The following is a 20,685-nucleotide window of genomic DNA, read 5'->3' on the forward strand; positions in this document are numbered from 1 at the left end:
TCTGATGGCACAAAATAATCTAGCTAATAGCGTATACGCTACCCCTGGTTATTACTCCGCAGGGGAACAACAAAAACAACAAAATCCAGAAGTAAAATCAAATGTAAGACTTGGATTGTCAAAATTTGAAAAAACTGTTGTAATATTAGGATGTTCACTTGTATTCTTTTTAATGGTTGGTCTAGTTGGTGAAAAGATTGCACTAGGTAACCACGCCACAGAACTTCAAGTAACAACTAATTTATTAGGCAAGGTTAAAGATGATAACAGTACACTAAAGCAAGAAGTAAGTGAACTTCAAAGCGGAAATCGTCTACAAAAAATTGCTAAACAAGCCGATTTATCTTTGTCCAATAAAAACGTAAGGAATGTTAGCAAATGAATAAATTAAATAATCGGAACAAACAAAAAAAACGCCGAGAAAACCGTAGCCGCTATGGACAATTTTTACTATTGCTATGTCTAGGCGTTTTTTTGTGTATGGTATTGAGATTTACATATGTATCAGTATTTAAAAACGTTGGTGGATACAACTTAAGCGAAATGGCGAAGAGTTTGTACACTCAAAGCAACGTGATTTCTGCTAAACGGGGAACTATTTACGATGCGAACGGTCAACCGCTTGCTGAAGATACTAACGTTTATACAATGTATGCCATCTTGAATAAGAAACAAGTTGGTTTGGATAACAAGCCAATGTACATCACTGATAAGGAAAAAGCTGCTAAAGCAATTTCTTCAGTGTTACCAATTTCTTATAAGCAAGCATTAAAGGATCTAAATCCTAGTACCAATGCATTCCAAGTTGAATTTGGTTCAGCTGGTACTAATATTTCATTAACTCAAAAGCAAAAACTAGATTCATACCACATCTCAGGTTTGAACTTCTTACAACAACCATCAAGACTATATCCAAACGGTGTCTTTGCTTCTCACATCATTGGATATGCGTCTGCTAACTCAAACTCTAGCGATAGTAAAGTTTCACTAACTGGTCAAATGGGAATCGAAAAGGTATATAACGAATTATTGACTGGGAAGAACGGATACAAGACCACTCAACTAAACAACGCAGGTGTTGAAGTTGATAATGGTGAAAGTGTTAATAAGCCAGCTAAGAATGGTGACGACGTCTACACTACTTTAGACTATCGTCTTCAATCATTACTAGAAACTGAAATGACCAGTGTTTACAACCAAGTTCATCCAAAGACAATGAATGCCGTCTTGATGAACGCCAAAACTGGTGACATTTTAGCTGCTACTCAACGTCCTACATTTAACGCTACTACTAAGCAGGGACTAAGTAGCATCTGGCGTAACACATTGATTCAAGATTCATACGAACCTGGTTCAACAATGAAGATTTTCACTGTTGCATCCTCAATTAACAGTGGTCACTATAACGGAAATGCCACATATCATTCTGGTAAATACCTAGTTGATGGTAAGGTTGTTCCTGACTGGAATACTAGCGGTTGGGGTGACATTACTTATAACAAAGGTTTCGCATTATCAAGTAACGTTGCCATGGCCCACCTTGAACAACAAATGGGTGCCAAGACTTGGCGAAACTACATGAACCGTTTTCAATTCTTTACTTCAACTAACTTAGGTTTCCCTGGCGAAGAAACTGGAAGCGTTCAATTTAACTACCCAATCGAACAAGCTAATACAGCGTTTGGACAAGGTATCCAAGTTAATGCAATGCAAATGATGAGGGCATTAACTTCAATCGCTAACGGTGGTACAATGTTACAACCAAGACTTGTTACAAAGATTGTGGATCCAAAGACCAAGAAGGTTATTAAATCATATCCAAAGAAGGTAGTTGGTCATCCAATTACCGCAAGTACAGCAAAACAAGTTATTCAACATATGGAAGATGTTGTTTATAAATCATACGGTATTGGTGGAGCATACAAGATTCCAGGATACAAGATTGCCGCAAAGACTGGTACTGCCCAAGTCAGTGATGGTAAGTCTGGATACGAATCTGGTGACGACAGTTACCTATACTCAGTTGCCGGAATTGCACCAGCAAATAATCCAAAATACATCTTATATATAACAATGAAACAACCTCATTTAACTGGAACTAAGACAGCTTCACAATTAATGGCCGAAATCTTTAACCCAGTAATGAGATTAGCATTGGAAGAAAACGTAAATGCTGAAAATGAAAATAGTCTAAAGGTTCCAAGCATTACTGGAAAATCAACCAGTGAAGCTAAGGCAGAACTAAAAGCTGCCGGTTTGAAATACTCAATTATTGGTGACGGGGATAAAGTATTAGATCAATCAATTGATGCCAACGAAAAAGTTTCAAAGAATCGATTGGTAATCGTTCAAACCAATGGTAGTAAGACTATGGCTAACCTAAAGGGCTGGTCTAGATATGATGTTGCGACATACTGTCGAATGGCTGGTATTGGTGCCGAACTTGACGGTGACGGTTATGCCTATAAGCAATCCGTCAAACCAGGGGCAAGTCTAGACGGTGGAACCAAGGTAACCATAAAATTTAAATAGGGGATTGAAATCAGGATGTTTATGAATATTGTTTTACCAATCATAATTAGTTTTTTAATTACATTAATCTTTATGCCATCTCTAATTGGCTACTTCAGAAGAAAGCATGAAGGCCAAATGATTAGAGAAGAAGGACCAAAGTGGCATGAAAAGAAATCAGGAACACCTACAATGGGTGGTCTTCTTTTCATCATCGCAATCATTATTGCTTCACTAATTAGTGGTGGGGTTGCTCACATGATGAACCCAACACTACTAATCCTATTGTTCATCCTAGTATTGTATGGATTATTAGGAATGTGGGACGATAGTATCAAGCTATTTAGACGTCAAAATGAAGGTCTAAAAGCATGGCAAAAACTAGCGGGTCAAATTGTGGGTGGACTAATCTTCACTTTTGTTTATGCACACCACTTCCCACTAGCATTAAAGATTCCATTTATGGGTGATTTACACCTTGGTTGGTTCTACGCAATTTTCATCATCTTCTACCTAACTGGTTTCTCAAACGCAGTTAACTTAACTGATGGTTTAGATGGTTTAGTTAGTGGATTATCAATCATTGCCTTCTTAGCTTATGCAGTTGTTGCGTTAGTTCAACACCAAATGGATGTTGCAATCTTTTGTTTAGCTGTAGTTGGTGCATTATGTGCATTTATGGTATTCAACCACAAGCCAGCTAAGATTTTCATGGGAGACATGGGATCATTAGCACTTGGAGGTTCGTTAGCTGCCGTATCAATTCTGGTTCATCATGAACTTTCATTAATTTGGATTGGTTTCATGTTTGTATTGGAAACATTGAGTGTAATGATTCAAGTTACATCATTCAAACTTACTGGTAAGAGAGTGTTCTTAATGTCACCAATCCATCACCATTTTGAAATGTTAGGTTGGTCAGAATGGAAGATTGATATTGTCTTCTGGGCTGCAGGTGCTATTTTGGCAATTACCGGAGTTTTATCAATTATTTTATAATAATATTTTTGGGAGCATGAATTATGAAAAATATTGACGATTATCAAAATAAAAACATACTAGTTTTAGGTGCGGGAATGAGTGGAATCAATGCATCTAAGCTATTAAAGCAATTAAACGCTAACGTTTGGTTAAATGACGCTAATCCTTTGAAATCGGACGCAAAAGAAGAGTTAGAAAAAATTGGCGTTGAGGTAATTGATGCTAAACAAAGTCCAAAGATTTTAGATGATTACAATTTTGATTTAATTGTCAAGAACCCTGGAATATTTTACGATAATGAATTAATTAAAGAAGCAATTAAAAGAAATATTCCAATCACAGTTGAAGTTGAAATTGCCAGTCAAGTCAGTGAAGCACCAATTGTTGGTGTAACTGGTAGTAATGGTAAAACAACCGTTTCAACTATGATTAATGACATCCTAAACGAAGAAAGAACTACTGGATATTCATACGTAGCCGGAAACATTGGTGTTCCAGCAAGTACTATTACCACAAAGGCAACTAAGGATGATGACATTGTCTTAGAATTATCTAGTTTTATGCTAGTTGGCATTAAGACATTGCATCCACATATTGCCGTTTTAAACAACGTTTTCTCAAATCATCTTGACTACCATAAGACTAGAGAAAACTACGTTAACGCTAAAATGCGCATTACCGAAAATCAAGATGAAAATGACTTTTTCGTTGTGAACTTTGATAATGAAGAATGGCGTGAATTAAGCAAACGTAGTAAGGCTAAGGTGGTTCCTTTCTCATACGAAGCAGTAAGCACAGACGGTGCATACGTGAAGGACGAACAAATCTTCTTTAAAGATGAATTCGTTATGAACGTTGATGAAATTAGAGTTCCTGGTCAACAAAACGTGCAAAACGCTTTAGCAGCAATTGCTGTTGCCAAGATTATGGGCAAGAGTAACTCCGCAATCAAGAAGGCACTAAGTACATTTGGTGGTGTCAGACACCGTGTCCAATACGTATTAACTGCCGATGGTAGAAAGTTCTACAATGACTCAAAGGCTACAGACATTGAAGCAACTCAAGTGGCTTTGAGAAGTTTTAAAGATAACGTTGTTCTAATTGCCGGTGGATTAGATCGTGGTTACACTTTCGAAAAACTGGAAAATGATTTCGCCGACCATGTTAAGGCAATTACCTTATTTGGTGAAACTAAGGACTTGTTAGCAGACACTGCTAAGAAGGCCGGTGTTAAAAACATCAAGATTGTTAATAACATGAAGGAAGCTGTGGATGAAGCATGGGCAATGAGTGAAGAAGGCGACATTGTTCTATTGTCTCCAGCTAATGCTAGTTGGGATCAATATGATACCTTTGAACAAAGAGGGGACGAATTCATCCAACTAGTAGAACAAAAAACAGGTAGAAAGGAAGAAAACTAATGAGACTAATGATTTCAGGTGGAGGAACTGGTGGCCACATCTATCCTGCACTAGCATTAATTGAAGAACTTCGCAGAGTTGATCCTGATGCTGAAGTTTTATACGTTGGATCAACTAGAGGCTTGGAAAAGGATATCGTTCCAAAGCACAACATCGCTTTCGAAGAATTAGAAATCCAAGGCTTCAAACGTTCTCTTTCTTTATACAACGTAAAAACTGTTAGTTTGTTTTTAAAGAGTCTACATAAATCAAAAAAGTTAATTAAAAAATTTAAACCAGATATCGTGATTGGAACTGGTGGATACGTTTCTGGAGCCGTTGTTTACGCTGCTTCACAAATGAATATTCCAACAATGATTCACGAACAAAACAGTGTGGTTGGTTTAACTAACCGTTTCCTAAGCAAACACGTTGATAAGATTGCAGTTGGATTCGAAGATGCCATCAGCCAATTTCCAAAGGAAAAGACTGTTTATACTGGTAACCCACGTGCCCAACAAGTGGCAAACTTAAAATCTGATTTTTCTTGGGAACAATACGGATTAAAAAACGATGTTCCAACCCTTTTAATCTTTGGTGGTAGCCAAGGTGCATTGAAGATTAACAAAGTTGTTTGCGAAAGCATTCGTCAATACAACGAAAAGAATTACCAAGTTGTGTTCGTTACCGGTAAGAAGCGTTACGATGACGTTATGGAACAACTAAAAGGACAAACAATTAACGATAATGTGGTAATTAAGGATTACATTGCTGATATGCCAAACGTTTTACCGAAGGTTGATGCAATCGTTGGTAGAGCAGGGGCTACTAGTTTAGCCGAAATTACAGCTCTTGGAATCCCATCAGTATTAATTCCAAGTCCATACGTTACTGCTGATCATCAAACCAAGAATGCATTGAGTTTGGTGAAGAACGATGCCGCTTTAATCATTACTGAAAATGATTTAAATGCGAAGACATTAATTGAAAATTCTGACTTTATCATGAACGATAAGGAAAAGAGAAATGAAATGGCTGAAAACTCAAGAAAAATGGGTTGTCGTGATGCCGCAAGTCGTCTGTTGGAAGTTGCAAAATCAATTTGCCGTTAATGGAGGAACTTTACTATGAAGTCTAAATTATTTTCCTCAAAAAAATCCTCGAATAGGGCTTCAAGAATATCCGATGATTTTGTTGAATTGCATAAGCAAAAGATAAAAAATAAAATGAAATCTTCCTCATATATCATCATTCCGTTAGTTGTATTATTACTAATCTTGATTTACTTGGTTTCACCAATGAGTCGAATTAGTAGTATTAGCGTTAATGGAAACGGATATATCTCTCAAAAAGATATTAAGAGAGAACTTCAGTTAGATGAAGGGGACAGTATTTTTAAAGTTATTGGTCATAAAAATAAAATTAACCAAAGGGTTATTAATGATGATCATCGCGTTAAATCGTTAGATTTTAAATTTACGGGATTTAATCATCTTTCTGTTTCAGTTTCACCATATAAAGAAATTGGTTATGAAACTCGTGGCAACAAGCAGTATCTAATATTAGAAAACGGAAAGGTTACTAATATTGCTGTAAAGAATCCTAATGATTCTAAGATGCCTTATATAGTGAAATTTAATAATCAGTCATTATTGAAATCAATGATTGAAAAGTATGTAAGGCTACCTAAGGACATCAGAGACAACATTCGTGTCATTTCATACTCACCAACCAAGGTGTACCCAGATGAATTACACGTTTATATGCGAGATGGTAATCGCGTTATTATCTTGATGCACGATTTTAATGATAAGATGGGCTTCTATCGCTCAATCGCCACTCAATTAAAAACAAAAAGTGTTATTAATTTAGAGGTTGGTGCTTACTCATTTCCAATCAATGATGATAAGAAAAGTAGCAATACAACCACTAAAGCATCTACAAAAACTAAGCTAAAAGAAACGCTGAATAAGGATGCTAAGAAAACAACAACTACAACTAAAAAAAGAAACTAATAATGGTTCTTTAGAGTTGTCTACTCTTGTGTTAAAATTAACTTATAACTAACTTAAATATAAACTAGAGTATCTAAGAATAATTATGCTTAATTGGAGGTTCCCTTAGATAATGAATTCAGAAATGTATGTTGGATTGGATATTGGAACTACGTCAATTAAGGTGATTGTTGCCGAAAAAGTAAAAGGCCAAATGAACGTTTTAGGTTTAGGAAACGAACGCTCTGAAGGTGTTAGCCGAGGCATCATCGTCGATATTGACAAGGCTTCTGAATCAATTAGAAGAGCTGTTAACCAGGCAGAAGAAAAAGCTGGTATTCAAATTCATGATGTGATTGTTGGTATTCCTGCCAACCAATTAAAGATTGAACCATGCAGCGGTATGGTGGCTATCTCAGATCAATCAAGAGAAATTTCAGATGAAGACGTTAAAAACGTTACTGTATCTGCAATGATTAAAAACCTACCACCAGAAAGAGAAATTATGGATACCTTAGCTGATGAATTCATCGTTGATGGATTTGACGGCATAAAGGACCCAAGAGGTATGGTCGGTGTAAGACTTGAAATGAAGGGTCGTATCATCACTGGACCAAAGACTATTATCCATAATATTAGAAAAGCGGTTCAAAGAGCTGGATTAAATCCATCTTCAATCATCAATATGCCATTAGCACAAGGCATGACTATTTTAGATGATGGAGAACAAGACTTTGGAACTGTTCTAATCGATTTAGGTGGTGGCCAAACAACTGCTTCTGTTGTTCATGATCATCAACTAAAATTCACTACTGTAGATAGTGAAGGTGGAGAATACATCACTAAAGACATTTCTGTTGTGCTTAACACTTCATTAGAAAGTGCCGAAAAAGTTAAACGCGATTACGGTTACGCTGATGAAATTGAAGCATCAGAAAGCAATGAATTTCCAATTGAAGTTGTTGGTCAAAGCCAACCAGTCAGAATTTCTGAAAAATACCTAGCAGAAATCATTCAAGCTAGAGTAGACCAAATCTTTACTAGAATGTACAAGAGTTTAAGCAGTATCTCTGCTTTAAACCTACCTGGAGGTATTGTTCTAACTGGTGGAGTTGCAGCATTGCCTGGGATCTCAGAATTAGCAGCCGATAGATTTGATACTAACGTTAGAGTCTACATTCCAGATCAAATGGGATTAAGACACCCATCATTTTCACTTCCATTGTCACTAGTAACGTATCGTGCTAACATGAGTGAAATTCAAGTGTTAGTAAGATCATCACTAGAAGGCAAAACTGTAGTGAACAACACTCAATCCAATGATGATTTCATTGGTAACGATTATGGCGATGATGTAATCGATAACTCATCTGAATATATTCAACAAGATAATCGACCACAACAACCAAGTAAACCTAAAAAGTCTGGTTCAAAACTAGCTAAAAGCACAAAGGGAAGACTTAAACGCTTTTACCAAGACTTTTTCGAATAAAATAACAGAAGTACACGGAGGAAGTTAAAATGGAATTTTCATTAGATTCTACTGAAAATCAAGGCGCAAAAATTAAAGTTATTGGTGTAGGTGGCGGTGGTAGTAACGCCGTTAACCGTATGATTGCTGAAGATGTTAAAGGTGTTGAATTTATTGTTGCAAATACCGATGTTCAAGCATTAAACACATCAAAAGCTGAAACAAAAATCCAATTAGGACCTAAATTAACTAGAGGTTTAGGTGCAGGTTCAGATCCGGAAGTAGGAACTAAGGCCGCTGAAGAAAGTGAAGAAGCTATCTCAGAAGCACTTCAAGGTGCAGATATGGTATTCGTAACTGCCGGAATGGGTGGTGGTACTGGTAACGGTGCTGCTCCAATCGTTGCCAAGATTGCTAAGGACTCAGGTGCTTTAACTGTTGGTGTTGTTACTAGACCATTTACTTTTGAAGGACCAAGAAGATCTAAATATGCTGCAGAAGGTGTTTCAGCATTAAAGGAAAACGTTGATACTTTAATCGTAATTGCCAACAACCGTCTATTAGAAATGGTTGATAAGAAGACACCTATGATGGAAGCTTTCCAAGAAGCTGACAACGTATTAAGACAAGGTGTTCAAGGTATTTCTGACTTAATTACTAGTCCTGGATACGTTAACTTGGACTTTGCTGATGTTAAGACTGTTATGCAAAACACTGGTTCAGCACTTATGGGTGTTGGTACTGCTACAGGTGAAAACAGAACTGCAGAAGCAACCAAGAAGGCTATTTCTTCACCATTGTTAGAAGTTTCAATCGATGGTGCAAAACAAGTATTATTAAACATCACTGGTGGCCCAGACATGTCACTATTTGAAGCTCAAGATGCTTCAGACATCGTTGCTCAAGCTGCAACTAGCGATGTAAACATTATCTTTGGTACTTCAATTGATGAAGACCTAGGCGACGAAATCAAGGTTACTGTTATTGCTACAGGAATCGAAACTAGTCCAGAAGAACTACTAAACGGCCAAGCACGTCCATCAAGAGTTTCAGAAACTCCTGGTAAGGTAGTTAGCCCAAGACATCACAAGGAAGACCAAGGTAACGTTAGAACTAACGACGAAAACACAGATAGCGACAAGCCATCTGACACACGTTTTGAAAACGTACAAAAGAAAGAATTTGATCCATTTGATGCTAACAACTCAAGTGACAATCAAAAGGAAGATAAATCAAGTGATGACGATTTACCTCCATTCTTTAAATTCCGTCGTAAGAACTAATCACTTTTTCTAGATTTCTTTGAAGGGAATGAATTGAAATGACAGCTAAGTTTAGTTTTAGTAAATTCTTCGGAACTGATTACGATCAAGATGAAGACTTTTACGAAGAAGATAACTCCCAAGTGGAGAACAATGATAAGGTAGTTTCAATTAGCAAAAACTCAAGTCAAAGTCGCAACAGCAAAATTTCCGTCTTTGAACCTAAGATTTATGCTGATGTAAAAACAATTGCGCAAAAATTAATTGATAACAATGCTGTAATCATTAATTTTGATGCTGCTAGCGATGAAGCAACTAGAAGAATTATTGATTTCTTAAACGGAGTTGTTTTCACTATTGATGGAAATATTGAGAGAATTTCTGAATTAGTCTTTCTTTTCACTCCACACAACTACTATGTAGACGGGGAAATCAGAAAAGAAATGAATGAACGTTTAAGATAAAATGGATAAAAATATTGAACAGCATTTTAGAAAAGAAGAAGTTCCGTTCATCGATTCTTGTGCAGATTTAATTGATGAGTCAATTAATCAATATCGTCCAATCCTAACTAAGTTTTTAAATCCTAGACAGGTTTATATTTTAACGACTTTAGTTAACCGCCAGAGTGACTTATCGGTCGCCTTTTTCGGGGGATATCCAAACTCAGAAATGAAACGTGGCTTGATATATCCAGAATACTTCGAACCATCTGAAGATGATTATCAAGTTAAGTTGTTTGAAATTAGATATCCAGTAAAGTTCTCAAAATTACGTCACAGTAAGATATTGGGAACTTTATTAGGTTCGGGTGTTGAGAGATCAACGATTGGCGATATTTTAACCGACGGAACAAGATGGCAATTCCTATGCACAAGAGAAATTGCTGACTTCTTAAAAATGCAAATTAGCTCAATTGGTAAAACCAAGGTTTCACTGATTGAAACAGAATTTTCTGACGTCATTACGCCGGAAAATGAATGGAGAGATGAGTCAACAACTCTATCATCATTTAGAATGGATAATTTAATTTCGGAAGGATTTAACATATCCAGAAATGATGCCAAAGAGTTAGTTAGTCATCAAAAGGTTCACCTTAACTGGGCGGTAAACAGTCGACCGGATTACGAAATTACAACACACGATGTTGTATCAGTTAGAAGATTCGGTCGCATTCGTTTAAAGCGTCAGGAAGGCCAAACCAAAAAAGGTAAATATAGAGCCATTATTTCTGTATTAAAAAAATAGGTTGGAGGAGAGATACAATGGTACTTAGCCCACAAGATATTCATAATAAAGAGTTTTCTGTAAAAATGAGAGGTTACAATATTGACGAGGTAAATGAATTCTTAGATCGTATTATCAAGGATTACCAATTAACTTTATCCGAAAATATCGATATGAAGAACCGTTTGAAACAAACTGAAGATGAACTAAAATACTTTAATGGTATGAAGGATTCATTGAATCAATCAATTATCATTGCACAAAATGCTGCTGATAAGGTTAAAGTTGAAGCTCAAAACGAAGCCAACAACGTAACTGAACAATCAAGAAAACAAGCTGATGAAATTTTGAATGATGCTAGCGTTAAGGCTAAAGACATCGTTGAAAATATCTCAAACCAATCTAAAGCACTACTTATTGCAAATGATGATTTAAGAAAGACAACTGAATCATTCAGAGAAAAAATCAGAACTTTACTTGAAAGCCAAATGCAATTTGTTAACAGCCCAGAATGGGATCAAATGATTTCCGGAATTGACGGTAACTTCGACAAGGTTAACGAACAAATTAATAACCTTGACAATTTTAAGGAAACAGTTGTACAATCTGAAGGTAAAGAAATGCCAGCAGATGCAACTATTAAGATTTATCCTGATGGCTCATTCAAAGCAATTGAATAACTTGAGATAGAGAATAGAAAGCTTAGAATTCGATACAATATAGCGAGCTGACAAATGGTGGAAGGTCAGTTGTAAATCATTCTATGCAGATCACCTCTGGCTAATCTCTTTTAATGTAGTAAATAAAGATGGGATATTATTTTTAATATCCTAATTTGGGTGGTACCGCGGAAGACTTCGTCCCTTGTGATGAAGTCTTCTTTTTTTATAATTAGAAAAGGGAGTGTGTGTTATGCGTGTAAAAGATACTTTGAACCTAGGTAAGACCAAGTTTAAGATGCGTGGAAATTTACCTGTTAAAGAAGTTGAAAGACAAAAAGCATGGGAAGACAATCACGTCTACCAAATGAGACAAAAACTAAACGAAGGAAAACCATCATTTGTTCTTCATGATGGACCTCCATATGCTAATGGTGACATTCATATGGGACACGCTTTAAACAAGATTTCAAAGGACTTTATCGTAAGATACAAGTCAATGAACGGATTTAGAGCACCTTACGTTCCAGGTTGGGATACTCACGGTTTACCAATCGAACAAAAGCTTACTCAAGCTGGATATGACAGAAAGAAAATGGATACTAACGAATTCAGAAAACTTTGTCATGAATATGCTTTGAAGCAAGTTGATCGTCAAAGAGAAGGTTTCAAACGTCTAGGTGTTACCGGTGAATGGGACAACCCATACCTAACTCTAAAGCCTGAATTTGAAGCTGCTGAAATTCGTGTATTCGGTAAGATGGCTGAAAAGGGTCTAATCTACCGTGGTAAGAAACCAGTTATCTGGTCATGGTCTTCAGAATCAGCTCTAGCTGAAGCCGAAGTGGAATACCACGATATCGAATCACCTTCAGCTTTCTACGCTGAAAAGGTTGTCGATGGTAAAGGTGTTTTAGACGAAGATAACACATACATGGTTGTATGGACTACTACTCCATGGACCATTCCTGCTTCAATGGGTATCACAATTGATGCCGGTTTCGACTACGCAGTTGTTAAACCAGCTAACGATGATCGTAAGTTTGTTTTAGCTGCAGAATTAGTTGAAAAAGATGCCGAATTATTCGGTTGGGAAGACTACGAAATCGTAAAGACTGTAAGAGGTCAAGAACTAGAAGGTGTATTAGCTCAACATCCATTTATGGACAGACAACTATTAACCATGCTAGGTGATTTCGTTACTATCGATACTGGTACTGGTTTGGTTCATACTGCTCCTGGATTTGGGGAAGATGACTACTACGTAGGTAAATCATATGGCTTAGATATCTTTGTTGATGTTGATGCACAAGGTTACCTAACTAAGGAAGCTGGTCCAGATTTCGAAGGTGTCTTCTACGATGATGCAAATGAAATTTCATTAAACAAGTTAAAAGAAAAGAACTTATTATTGAAGTACCAACCAATCACTCATAGTTACCCATTTGACTGGAGAACTAAGAAGCCGGTTATTTACCGTGCTACTGATCAATGGTTTGCTTCTGTTGATAAGATTAGAGATGACATTCTAAATGCCATTGAAGACGTTCAATTCAAACCTGAATGGGGTAAGAAACGTCTATACAACATGATTAAAGATCGTGGTGACTGGGTAATCTCAAGACAACGTGTTTGGGGTGTTCCACTACCAATCTTCTACGGTGAAGATGGTACTCCAATCATCACCAAAGAAACTACTGACCACGTTGCAGACTTATTTGCAAAACATGGTTCAGACATTTGGTTCGAAAAAGAAGCTAAGGACCTATTACCAGAAGGCTTCACTAGTGAACATTCACCAAATGGTAAGTTTACTAAGGAAAACGACATCATGGATGTATGGTTTGATTCAGGTTCATCACACCAAGGTGTTTGTGCCGAACGTGATTACCTAACATACCCTGCAGACCTATACCTAGAAGGTTCTGACCAATACCGTGGATGGTTCAACTCAAGTTTAATTACTAGTGTTGCATTTAGCGGTAAGGCTCCATACAAGCAATTATTATCACAAGGATTCACTCTTGATGGTGAAGGCCACAAGATGAGTAAATCACTTGGTAACACAATTGCTCCTGATGAAGTTATTAAGAAGATGGGTGCAGAAATCGTTCGTCTATGGGTAACTTCCGTAGATACTTCTGCCGATGTTCGTGTATCAATGGAAAACTTTGTTAAGATTTCTGATTCATATAAGAAGATTAGAAATACCATGAGATATATGCTTGCCAACACTTCTGACTTTGATCCTAAGGAAAATGGTGTTGATTTTGCAGACATGAAGTCAGCTGACCAATACATGATGGTTAAGTTAAACAACTTTGTCAAAGACATTAAGGAAGACTACGATAACTTTGACTTCCTAAGTCTAAACCGTCGTCTACTTTCATTCATCAATGCTGATCTTTCAGCTTTCTACCTAGACTTCGCTAAGGATATCCTATACATCTACGCCGAAGATAGTGCAGAAAGAAGATCAATGCAAACAGTTCTATACAATGCAGCTGTTGCAATTACTAAATTAATTACACCAATTCTTCCTCACACTGCTGAAGAAATCTGGCCATTCCTATCTGAAAAAGAAGAATTCGTTCAACTATCAGAAATGCCAGAACCAATGGACTTACCAGGTGCAGATGAACTTTCATCAAACTGGCACAAGTTCATGGAAGTCAGAGATGACGTATTGAAGGCATTGGAAGAAGCTAGAAATAACAAGCTAATTGGTAAGGCTTCAGAAGCTAAACTATCATTATTTGTAAATGATGAAGTTAAATCATTACTAGATAGCCTACACACAAATGTTGGTCAAATCTTGATGGTTTCACAACTAGAAGTTAAAGATTTAGCTGATGCTCCAAGTGATGCACAAAGCTTTAACAACGGTGTTTCAATCGTTGTTGAACATGCTGAAGGTGACACTTGTGAACGTTGCCGTCTAATCTCTACAGATGTTGGTTCTGATGCAGATTATCCACAATTCTGTGCACGTTGTGCTAAGATTGTTCGTGATAACTTCCCAGAAACAGCTACTGAAGGATTCGAAGAATAATCGATAAAAAACTGGGACTATCCCAGTTTTTTATTTTTAAGGAGAAATAATATGATTAAAGGTAAAGTAAATAATTTTAACCCGGATCACGATTTTGGTTTTCTAAAGGGTGAAGACAAGAACAAGGTCTTCTTCCATGGTTCAGCGGTCGAAAACAAGACTAGAAATGAAATTGAAATTGGTCAACATGTGGAATACCAAATTGCACAAGGCATGAAGGGACCACAAGCTGTCAAAATTCGTGTAATTGATTAGTCAGTCCATTGAAAAAATAATTAAATATATATAGAATGAATATATATCTAAAAAAGGGCTGATATTATGGATTTAGAGGAAAAGGTACTAGGTGTTGAGCCTAAGTACGATGGCGCAATTATCAACGTTGAAAAACAAACAGTTGAATTGCCAAATGGTGAAACATCAACTAGAGATGTTGTTCATCATTCCAATGCCGTTGGTATTTTAGTCTTAACTAAGAACAACAAGATGTTATTAGAAACCCAATGGAGAGCTCCTGTTGCTAAAGAAACAATCGAGATTCCTGCCGGTAAAGTTGATAGTAGAGACCATGGAACTGCCTTGGATACTGTGGTTCGTGAGTTGAACGAAGAAACTAGATACAAGGCTAATAACATTAAACGAATCACCGGATTTTATTCAAGTGTCGGTTTTTGTGACGAATACATGGACCTATACTTGGCAACTGATTTAGAACCAGTTGAAGATGAATTACCAAGAGATCAAGGTGAATACTTGAGAATTAAGGAATACTCACTTGATGAAGCCATGGCAATGATTGAAACTGGCGAAATCGAGGATGCTAAGACAATTACTGCTATTTATTATTGGAAGTTACATGATAAGATTGGTCTTTAATTAATAAAGGAGCAAGTCCAATATGATAACTAGAAAAGAGTATCAAGATAGTCAAAAAAGAAATTCTATTGACGATGATTTTATAAAAAGAGACGAACCAGTTGAGCAACCTTCATTGAAGAGAATTAGACCCGAAGAAAAAAAGGGCAAGGCTCATGCAATGACAACCGAACAAAAGACAAAACGTTTAGGTAGAAGACTTAACTGGGCTATTGCATTTTTAATTCTTGCAATCATTGTCGTTTACTTAATACTAATCTACGTTAATCCTTAAGGAGATATTTATGAAATTTGGAATTTTATGTGCAATGGACGAAGAAATCAAATCATTGCTAGATAATTTAGACAACACTAAGAAAGTAGACATCAAAGAAATGACTTTCTACGAAGGTAACATTTCTGGACAAGAAGTTGTTCTTGTTCGTTCAGGAATTGGTAAAGTTGAAGCAGGTTTAACAACTGCTCAATTAATTACTAGCTTTGATGTTGATATCGTTATCAACTCAGGTTCTGCTGGTGGAATTGGCCAAGGACTAGCTGTCGGTGATGTTGTTGTTTCAACTGAAACTGCATACCACGACGTTGATGCTAGAGCTGCTGGATACGAATACGGCCAATTACCAGGTCAACCAGCAAGATTCAAAGCTTCAGAAAAATGGGTAAAAGAAATTACTGAAGCTTCTAAGGAAGTTGGTTTAAACGTTCAAAAGGGATTAATCGTTACAGGTGATCAATTCGTTGCCGACCAAGCAGTAATTGATAACATTCTAAAGAACTTCCCAGACGCACTTTCATGTGAAATGGAAGGGGCAGCTGTGGGACAAGTTGCTAACCAATTTGATATCCCATACGTTGTAGTTAGAGCAATGTCAGATAACGCCAATGGTGACGCTGATCGTAGCTTTGACGAATTCATCATTGATGCAGGTAAGAAATCTGCTCAAATGTTATTAGACTTATTCGCAAATCAAAAATAGAAGGGGTTTAGGTATACTTGACTGAAATCTACTTAGATAATGCCGCTACCACTCCAATGGATAAAAACGTTTTGGATGACATGTACGATAAGATGCAAAACGTTTACGGTAACGCTTCTACCTTGTACAGCATCGGTAGAAAGGCTCATACCGTATTGGAAGATAGTAGAGACATTATCGCCAACAGTATTAATGCGAAGCCAGACGAAATTATTTTTACAAGTGGTGGTAGTGAAAGTGATAATACCGCAATTCTTCAAACTGCTGAAGCAAGAAAGAATTTAGGAAACCATATTATTACAACTGCCATTGAACACGAAGCAGTGTTAAAGCCACTTGCTTATCTTGAAGAACAAGGTTTTAGAGTAACTTACCTACCAGTCGATGAAACTGGGATAATTAGTTTAGACGACTTCAAGGATGCATTAGACGATGATACCATCTTGGTAACCATCATGACTGCTAACAATGAGGTTGGTTCTCACATGCCAATTCACGAAATTGGTGAAATCTTAAAGGACCATCAGGCATGGTTCCACACCGATGCCGTCCAAGCTTATGGATTGTTAGATATTGATGTAAATGAGGATCACATTGATTTACTATCAACATCTGCTCATAAGATTAATGGTCCTAAGATGACTGGTTTCTTATACAGACGAACAGGGGTAGATTTTCCAAGTTTTGTAAAAGGTGGAGACCAAGAAAAGAAGCGTCGTGCCGGAACAGAAAACATTCCTGCAATCTCCGGATTTGCGACCGCGGTTTCTCAAATTACACCTGAATTAAAGCACGAACTACACAATCGTTATTATGGATTCAAACATCAAATCATTGATGCTTTAAATGATAATGATATTGATTTCGTTGTTAACGGAACTGTCGAAGACAACCCGGTTCAACATGTATTTAACATTTGGATTAAGGGCATTGCTTCAGACATCATTTTGGCTAATTTGGACTTGGAAGGAATTGCGATTTCAGCTGGTTCAGCATGTACAGCTGGAAACATTGAACCATCACACGTTTTGATGGCAATGTTTGGTAATGATACCAATCGTTCATCTCAATCAATTCGAATTAGTTTCGGTAAATTCACAACAGATTCAGAAATCGACGCCTTTACCACTGCATTAGTAAAGGTAATTAAGAGAATAAAGAAGGTTGACTAATATGGCTTTTGAAACAGCAAATCAATTACAAGGTGATTCTAAAACATACGCAGTTAGTCCTGAAATAAAAAAATTCACACTATCTGACATGGGTTTTGTAAAGACTAATGCTGGTAACTTTCAATTTGAAAGAACATTAGATCCTGAAGATCCTTACAATGGTATCAAGCTAAAGATTGTTTTTAAGAGTGATTTAAAAACATTTAAGATGAGTACCATCACTGCAAATGGTTTAAATAAGGTTAATATTTTTACCAACAAAAATGCTGATGCATTAGTTGAACAATTCAATTTCTTGATGGATAACTTTGTGGAAAGAAAAGTTTTCGTGAGAAAATAATTAAAAAGAGGGCTTAATAGCCCTCTTTTTTGCATCTTCATTGCAATTGGTGCATTAAATGGGTTATTATACTTTTTATGGAATATACGACCTTCAAATCGTAGATTCTAAGAATCTAAAAGAAATGATGGTGATTTTAAATGGCAGACAATAGTAATACCCGTGTTGTTGTTGGAATGTCAGGTGGGGTGGATTCATCCGTTACCGCCTACCTTTTGAAGCAACAAGGATATGACGTTGTAGGTGTATTTATGAAGAACTGGGACGATACTGACGAAAACGGTGTTTGTACCGCAACAGAAGACTACAAGGACGTAGCCAAAGTTGCCTCAGAAATCGGAATACCTTACTACTCTGTTAATTTTGAAAAAGAATATTGGGATCGCGTTTTCACTTATTTCTTGAATGAATACAAAAAAGGTAGAACTCCAGATCCCGATGTTATTTGTAACAAGGAAATTAAGTTCAGAGCGTTCTTAGACTACGCCTTAGATTTAGGTGCAGACTACATCGCTACTGGTCACTATGCTCGTTTGCAACGTGATGCAGATGGTCACAACCACTTGCTTCGTGGAAGCGACGACAACAAGGACCAAACTTATTTCTTAAGTCAATTATCCGCAGAACAATTAGACCGCGTTATGTTCCCGCTAGGTGACATGCCAAAGCCTAAAGTTCGTGAAATTGCAAAAGAAGCTGGTCTAGCCACTGCTGAAAAGAAGGATTCAATGGGAATCTGTTTCATCGGTGAAAAGAACTTCAAGTCATTCTTAAGTAACTACTTACCAGCAACTCCTGGTAAGATGATGACTTTTGATGGTGAAGTAAAGGGTAACCATGATGGCCTAATGTATTACACAATTGGTCAACGTAAGGGATTAGGAATCGGTGGAGACGGTAAAGATAACCGCCCATGGTTCGTAGTTGGAAAAGACCTTTCAAAGAACATCTTGTATGTTGGTAAGGGCTATGAAAACAAGCACCTATACGCAGATTACCTAGAAGCTTCAGATATTTTCTGGATTAATGACATTGCTGATCGTGGCAACGACTTCCGTTGTACAGCTCAATTCAGATATCGTCAAAAAGACGTTGGCGTAACTGTTCATCTAAACGATGATGGTAAGTCATTACGTGTTGATTTTGATGATCCTGCAAGAGCTGTTACACCGGGACAAGCCGTTGTGTTCTACGATGGTGATGAATGTCTAGGTTCAGCAATTATCGATGCAGCATACCAAGACGATAAAGAATTACAATACATTTAAAACCAAAAGATGCTTGTTTAATAAGCATCTTTTTTTATATAAACTTTGAATTTATCCGCATAAATTGAGATAATATATATAAATCAAAATGAACGAGGGATAAAAGTGAAACTTTACTTTGTAAGACATGGAAAAACTGAATGGAATCTAGAAAGTAGATATCAAGGTGCCGGAGGAGACTCCGAATTGTTGCCGGAAAGCTATAAACAAATGGATCAATTAGGTGAGTACCTAAAAGATGTTAAGTTTAGTCATGCTTATTCCAGTCCAATTAAGCGTGCGCGCATTACCGCTTACCGCGTTATCCAACACTTCCATCGCAAACCTCAATTGAGCCTATGGAACCGATTTGAAGAGTTTCATTTAGGTAAGATGGAAGGCCAAAAGTTTGACGATGTTAAAAAACAATTTCCGCAAAGTTTTGACAATTTCAGAAATCATCCAGAAAAATACGATGCCGACGAAATTGGTGGAGAGAGTTTTAATGACGTAATTAGCAGAATGCAGTATGCTATTAAACGTGTTGTAAATGAAAACGATAATGAAGATAACGTGATTATTTTCAGCCACGGTGCTGCCTTAAACGCACTAATCAATTCACTTTTGGGTGTTGAGATTAAGGATTTAAGAAAACGTGGTGGATTAGCTAACACTAGTACAACCATTCTAGAAACAACCGATGGCGGAAAGTCATTTGAACTAGTAAGTTGGAATAATACTGAATATCTTACAAAGAAAACTGATAAAACTGACGTAATTTAATATGTAGGTGATTAAAATGGATCAAAAGTCTGAAGAAATTAAAGAAAAGCAACAAGCTGTTGAAAAGAAACGCGAAGAACAACAAAAAAAAGCCGATGAAACTCTTCATAAATTAGTTGAAGATATTGATAATCATCCAGATGATTACCGTACCTACTACGACTTAGGAAGTTTTTTAGTTCAATTACATAACTACACCCAAGCCGAAGAACTAATGATGAAAGCCTTAGGTCTATTCGCTGACAGAAGTAAGAAGGCCAAAGAAACTTTGGTATACGGACTAGGTAATGTTTACTATGCAGCGGGAGAATACGATAAGGCGATTGAACAATTTAACAACCTATCTGACGGTGACATGAAGACTGATGCTTACATCATGTTGGCACAAAGCTACATGGCTAAGGAAGATTACAAAAAAGCGGTCGTATTTGCGCTAACCGCACAAGGTTTTAGAAGACAAGACCCAGAAATAAACTACCTCCTAGCAAGTAGCTTATTAGCCTTAGGAAACTTCAGTGAAGCAGCAGAATTCTATGACAAAGTACTACAAGCTAAACCCAAGGACGGGAAGGCCAACTTTGACCGTGGAATCGTCGCAATGGTATTGGAAGAAGACTTTAATCAATACTTTGAAGTTGCCAAGCGAGAAGATCCTAAGTACTTTGAAAAGGGTCAAAAACGTCTAACAGATATCGAAAAGTTTATTCAAGTAAAAAATGGTAAAAAATAAGGG

21 protein-coding genes are annotated in these 20,685 nt (G+C 36.9%); all 21 read left to right on the top strand.

Going from position 1 to position 20,685, the window contains the following annotated elements:
• Positions 1–4: 4 nt before the first annotated feature.
• The 21 genes from ACOMA7_RS00205 to ACOMA7_RS00305 all read left to right on the top strand — a co-directional run bounded on the left by ACOMA7_RS00205 (position 5) and on the right by ACOMA7_RS00305 (position 20,682).
• Entirely contained in the window at positions 5–382 is a 378-nt protein-coding gene (locus tag ACOMA7_RS00205) for a hypothetical protein (RefSeq protein ID WP_041152401.1), read from the top strand.
• Positions 379–2,532 carry a penicillin-binding transpeptidase domain-containing protein gene (locus tag ACOMA7_RS00210; protein ID WP_054608268.1) on the top strand — a complete coding sequence of 718 codons (2,154 nt, stop codon included), beginning with the start codon at positions 379–381 and terminating at the stop codon, positions 2,530–2,532. The genes ACOMA7_RS00205 and ACOMA7_RS00210 overlap by 4 nt, the downstream gene beginning before the upstream one ends.
• Before the next feature lie 21 nt (positions 2,533–2,553).
• The gene (mraY, locus tag ACOMA7_RS00215) at positions 2,554–3,510 is read left to right on the top strand and encodes a phospho-N-acetylmuramoyl-pentapeptide-transferase (RefSeq protein ID WP_054608290.1); all 957 of its coding nucleotides are present in this window, start codon (positions 2,554–2,556) and stop codon (positions 3,508–3,510) included.
• 23 nt (positions 3,511–3,533) lie between these two features.
• Entirely contained in the window at positions 3,534–4,913 is a 1,380-nt protein-coding gene (gene murD, locus ACOMA7_RS00220) for a UDP-N-acetylmuramoyl-L-alanine--D-glutamate ligase (protein ID WP_301945541.1), read from the top strand.
• Positions 4,913–6,004, top strand: coding sequence for an undecaprenyldiphospho-muramoylpentapeptide beta-N-acetylglucosaminyltransferase (gene murG, locus ACOMA7_RS00225; protein WP_054608266.1), 1,092 nt, complete (start codon positions 4,913–4,915; stop codon positions 6,002–6,004). Before murD ends, murG begins: the two co-directional genes overlap by 1 nt.
• Before the next feature lie 114 nt (positions 6,005–6,118).
• Positions 6,119–6,907, top strand: coding sequence for a cell division protein FtsQ/DivIB (locus tag ACOMA7_RS00230; RefSeq protein ID WP_414826969.1), 789 nt, complete (start codon positions 6,119–6,121; stop codon positions 6,905–6,907).
• 109 nt (positions 6,908–7,016) lie between these two features.
• On the top strand, positions 7,017–8,378 hold the full coding sequence (gene ftsA / locus ACOMA7_RS00235) for a cell division protein FtsA (RefSeq protein WP_054608264.1): 1,362 nt from the start codon (positions 7,017–7,019) through the stop codon (positions 8,376–8,378).
• Positions 8,379–8,407: 29 nt separating this feature from the next.
• Positions 8,408–9,640, top strand: coding sequence for a cell division protein FtsZ (ftsZ, locus tag ACOMA7_RS00240; RefSeq protein ID WP_053791875.1), 1,233 nt, complete (start codon positions 8,408–8,410; stop codon positions 9,638–9,640).
• 38 nt (positions 9,641–9,678) lie between these two features.
• Positions 9,679–10,083, top strand: a complete 405-nt coding sequence (locus ACOMA7_RS00245) for a cell division protein SepF (RefSeq protein WP_034534475.1) — start codon at positions 9,679–9,681, stop codon at positions 10,081–10,083.
• Position 10,084: 1 nt separating this feature from the next.
• Positions 10,085–10,867: a YlmH family RNA-binding protein gene (locus tag ACOMA7_RS00250; RefSeq protein ID WP_054608263.1), complete on the top strand. Its 783-nt coding sequence runs from the start codon at positions 10,085–10,087 to the stop codon at positions 10,865–10,867.
• Between the two features lie 17 nt (positions 10,868–10,884).
• Positions 10,885–11,526, top strand: coding sequence for a DivIVA domain-containing protein (locus ACOMA7_RS00255; protein WP_053791873.1), 642 nt, complete (start codon positions 10,885–10,887; stop codon positions 11,524–11,526).
• A 232-nt stretch (positions 11,527–11,758) separates the two neighbouring features.
• Positions 11,759–14,557: an isoleucine--tRNA ligase gene (gene ileS, locus ACOMA7_RS00260; RefSeq protein ID WP_301945539.1), complete on the top strand. Its 2,799-nt coding sequence runs from the start codon at positions 11,759–11,761 to the stop codon at positions 14,555–14,557.
• Positions 14,558–14,608: 51 nt separating this feature from the next.
• The gene (locus tag ACOMA7_RS00265) at positions 14,609–14,812 is read left to right on the top strand and encodes a cold-shock protein (protein WP_421391266.1); all 204 of its coding nucleotides are present in this window, start codon (positions 14,609–14,611) and stop codon (positions 14,810–14,812) included.
• A gap of 66 nt (positions 14,813–14,878) precedes the next feature.
• On the top strand, positions 14,879–15,433 hold the full coding sequence (locus tag ACOMA7_RS00270) for an NUDIX hydrolase (protein ID WP_421391268.1): 555 nt from the start codon (positions 14,879–14,881) through the stop codon (positions 15,431–15,433).
• Positions 15,434–15,455: 22 nt separating this feature from the next.
• Entirely contained in the window at positions 15,456–15,707 is a 252-nt protein-coding gene (locus tag ACOMA7_RS00275) for a hypothetical protein (protein ID WP_054608261.1), read from the top strand.
• A gap of 10 nt (positions 15,708–15,717) precedes the next feature.
• A complete protein-coding gene (locus ACOMA7_RS00280; RefSeq protein WP_041152394.1) occupies positions 15,718–16,410 on the top strand; it encodes a 5'-methylthioadenosine/adenosylhomocysteine nucleosidase in 693 nt (230 codons plus the stop codon).
• 17 nt (positions 16,411–16,427) lie between these two features.
• Positions 16,428–17,582, top strand: a complete 1,155-nt coding sequence (locus tag ACOMA7_RS00285) for a cysteine desulfurase family protein (protein WP_421391271.1) — start codon at positions 16,428–16,430, stop codon at positions 17,580–17,582.
• A gap of 1 nt (position 17,583) precedes the next feature.
• Complete coding sequence (locus tag ACOMA7_RS00290; protein ID WP_053791868.1) at positions 17,584–17,922, top strand: DUF1831 domain-containing protein; 339 nt, start codon at positions 17,584–17,586, stop codon at positions 17,920–17,922.
• Positions 17,923–18,062: 140 nt separating this feature from the next.
• Positions 18,063–19,190 (top strand): tRNA 2-thiouridine(34) synthase MnmA, encoded by a 1,128-nt coding sequence (mnmA, locus tag ACOMA7_RS00295; RefSeq protein WP_041152391.1) that lies wholly within the window; start codon positions 18,063–18,065, stop codon positions 19,188–19,190.
• Positions 19,191–19,295: 105 nt separating this feature from the next.
• Positions 19,296–19,952, top strand: coding sequence for a histidine phosphatase family protein (locus ACOMA7_RS00300; RefSeq protein ID WP_081006902.1), 657 nt, complete (start codon positions 19,296–19,298; stop codon positions 19,950–19,952).
• Between the two features lie 16 nt (positions 19,953–19,968).
• Positions 19,969–20,682: a tetratricopeptide repeat protein gene (locus ACOMA7_RS00305; RefSeq protein WP_421391274.1), complete on the top strand. Its 714-nt coding sequence runs from the start codon at positions 19,969–19,971 to the stop codon at positions 20,680–20,682.
• Positions 20,683–20,685: the final 3 nt, after the last annotated feature.

Source organism: Apilactobacillus intestinapis (assembly GCF_049166695.1).
GTDB classification, from domain to species: Bacteria; Bacillota; Bacilli; order Lactobacillales; family Lactobacillaceae; genus Apilactobacillus; species Apilactobacillus kunkeei_C.

What these genes read in the sequence shown, in the direction of transcription:
- ACOMA7_RS00275 (WP_054608261.1), top strand. Translation starts at nt 15,456, where the DNA reads ATGATAACTAGAAAAGAGTATCAAGATAGTCAAAAAAGAAATTCTATT.
- ACOMA7_RS00255 (WP_053791873.1), top strand. Translation starts at nt 10,885, where the DNA reads ATGGTACTTAGCCCACAAGATATTCATAATAAAGAGTTTTCTGTAAAA.
- ACOMA7_RS00265 (WP_421391266.1), top strand. Translation starts at nt 14,609, where the DNA reads ATGATTAAAGGTAAAGTAAATAATTTTAACCCGGATCACGATTTTGGT.
- murG (WP_054608266.1), top strand. Translation starts at nt 4,913, where the DNA reads ATGAGACTAATGATTTCAGGTGGAGGAACTGGTGGCCACATCTATCCT.
- ACOMA7_RS00280 (WP_041152394.1), top strand. Translation starts at nt 15,718, where the DNA reads ATGAAATTTGGAATTTTATGTGCAATGGACGAAGAAATCAAATCATTG.
- ACOMA7_RS00210 (WP_054608268.1), top strand. Translation starts at nt 379, where the DNA reads ATGAATAAATTAAATAATCGGAACAAACAAAAAAAACGCCGAGAAAAC.
- ACOMA7_RS00230 (WP_414826969.1), top strand. Translation starts at nt 6,119, where the DNA reads ATGAAATCTTCCTCATATATCATCATTCCGTTAGTTGTATTATTACTA.
- ACOMA7_RS00270 (WP_421391268.1), top strand. Translation starts at nt 14,879, where the DNA reads ATGGATTTAGAGGAAAAGGTACTAGGTGTTGAGCCTAAGTACGATGGC.
- ACOMA7_RS00290 (WP_053791868.1), top strand. Translation starts at nt 17,584, where the DNA reads ATGGCTTTTGAAACAGCAAATCAATTACAAGGTGATTCTAAAACATAC.
- ACOMA7_RS00305 (WP_421391274.1), top strand. Translation starts at nt 19,969, where the DNA reads ATGGATCAAAAGTCTGAAGAAATTAAAGAAAAGCAACAAGCTGTTGAA.
- mraY (WP_054608290.1), top strand. Translation starts at nt 2,554, where the DNA reads ATGAATATTGTTTTACCAATCATAATTAGTTTTTTAATTACATTAATC.
- ACOMA7_RS00250 (WP_054608263.1), top strand. Translation starts at nt 10,085, where the DNA reads ATGGATAAAAATATTGAACAGCATTTTAGAAAAGAAGAAGTTCCGTTC.
- ACOMA7_RS00205 (WP_041152401.1), top strand. Translation starts at nt 5, where the DNA reads ATGGCACAAAATAATCTAGCTAATAGCGTATACGCTACCCCTGGTTAT.
- ileS (WP_301945539.1), top strand. Translation starts at nt 11,759, where the DNA reads ATGCGTGTAAAAGATACTTTGAACCTAGGTAAGACCAAGTTTAAGATG.
- mnmA (WP_041152391.1), top strand. Translation starts at nt 18,063, where the DNA reads ATGGCAGACAATAGTAATACCCGTGTTGTTGTTGGAATGTCAGGTGGG.
- ACOMA7_RS00245 (WP_034534475.1), top strand. Translation starts at nt 9,679, where the DNA reads ATGACAGCTAAGTTTAGTTTTAGTAAATTCTTCGGAACTGATTACGAT.
- ftsZ (WP_053791875.1), top strand. Translation starts at nt 8,408, where the DNA reads ATGGAATTTTCATTAGATTCTACTGAAAATCAAGGCGCAAAAATTAAA.
- murD (WP_301945541.1), top strand. Translation starts at nt 3,534, where the DNA reads ATGAAAAATATTGACGATTATCAAAATAAAAACATACTAGTTTTAGGT.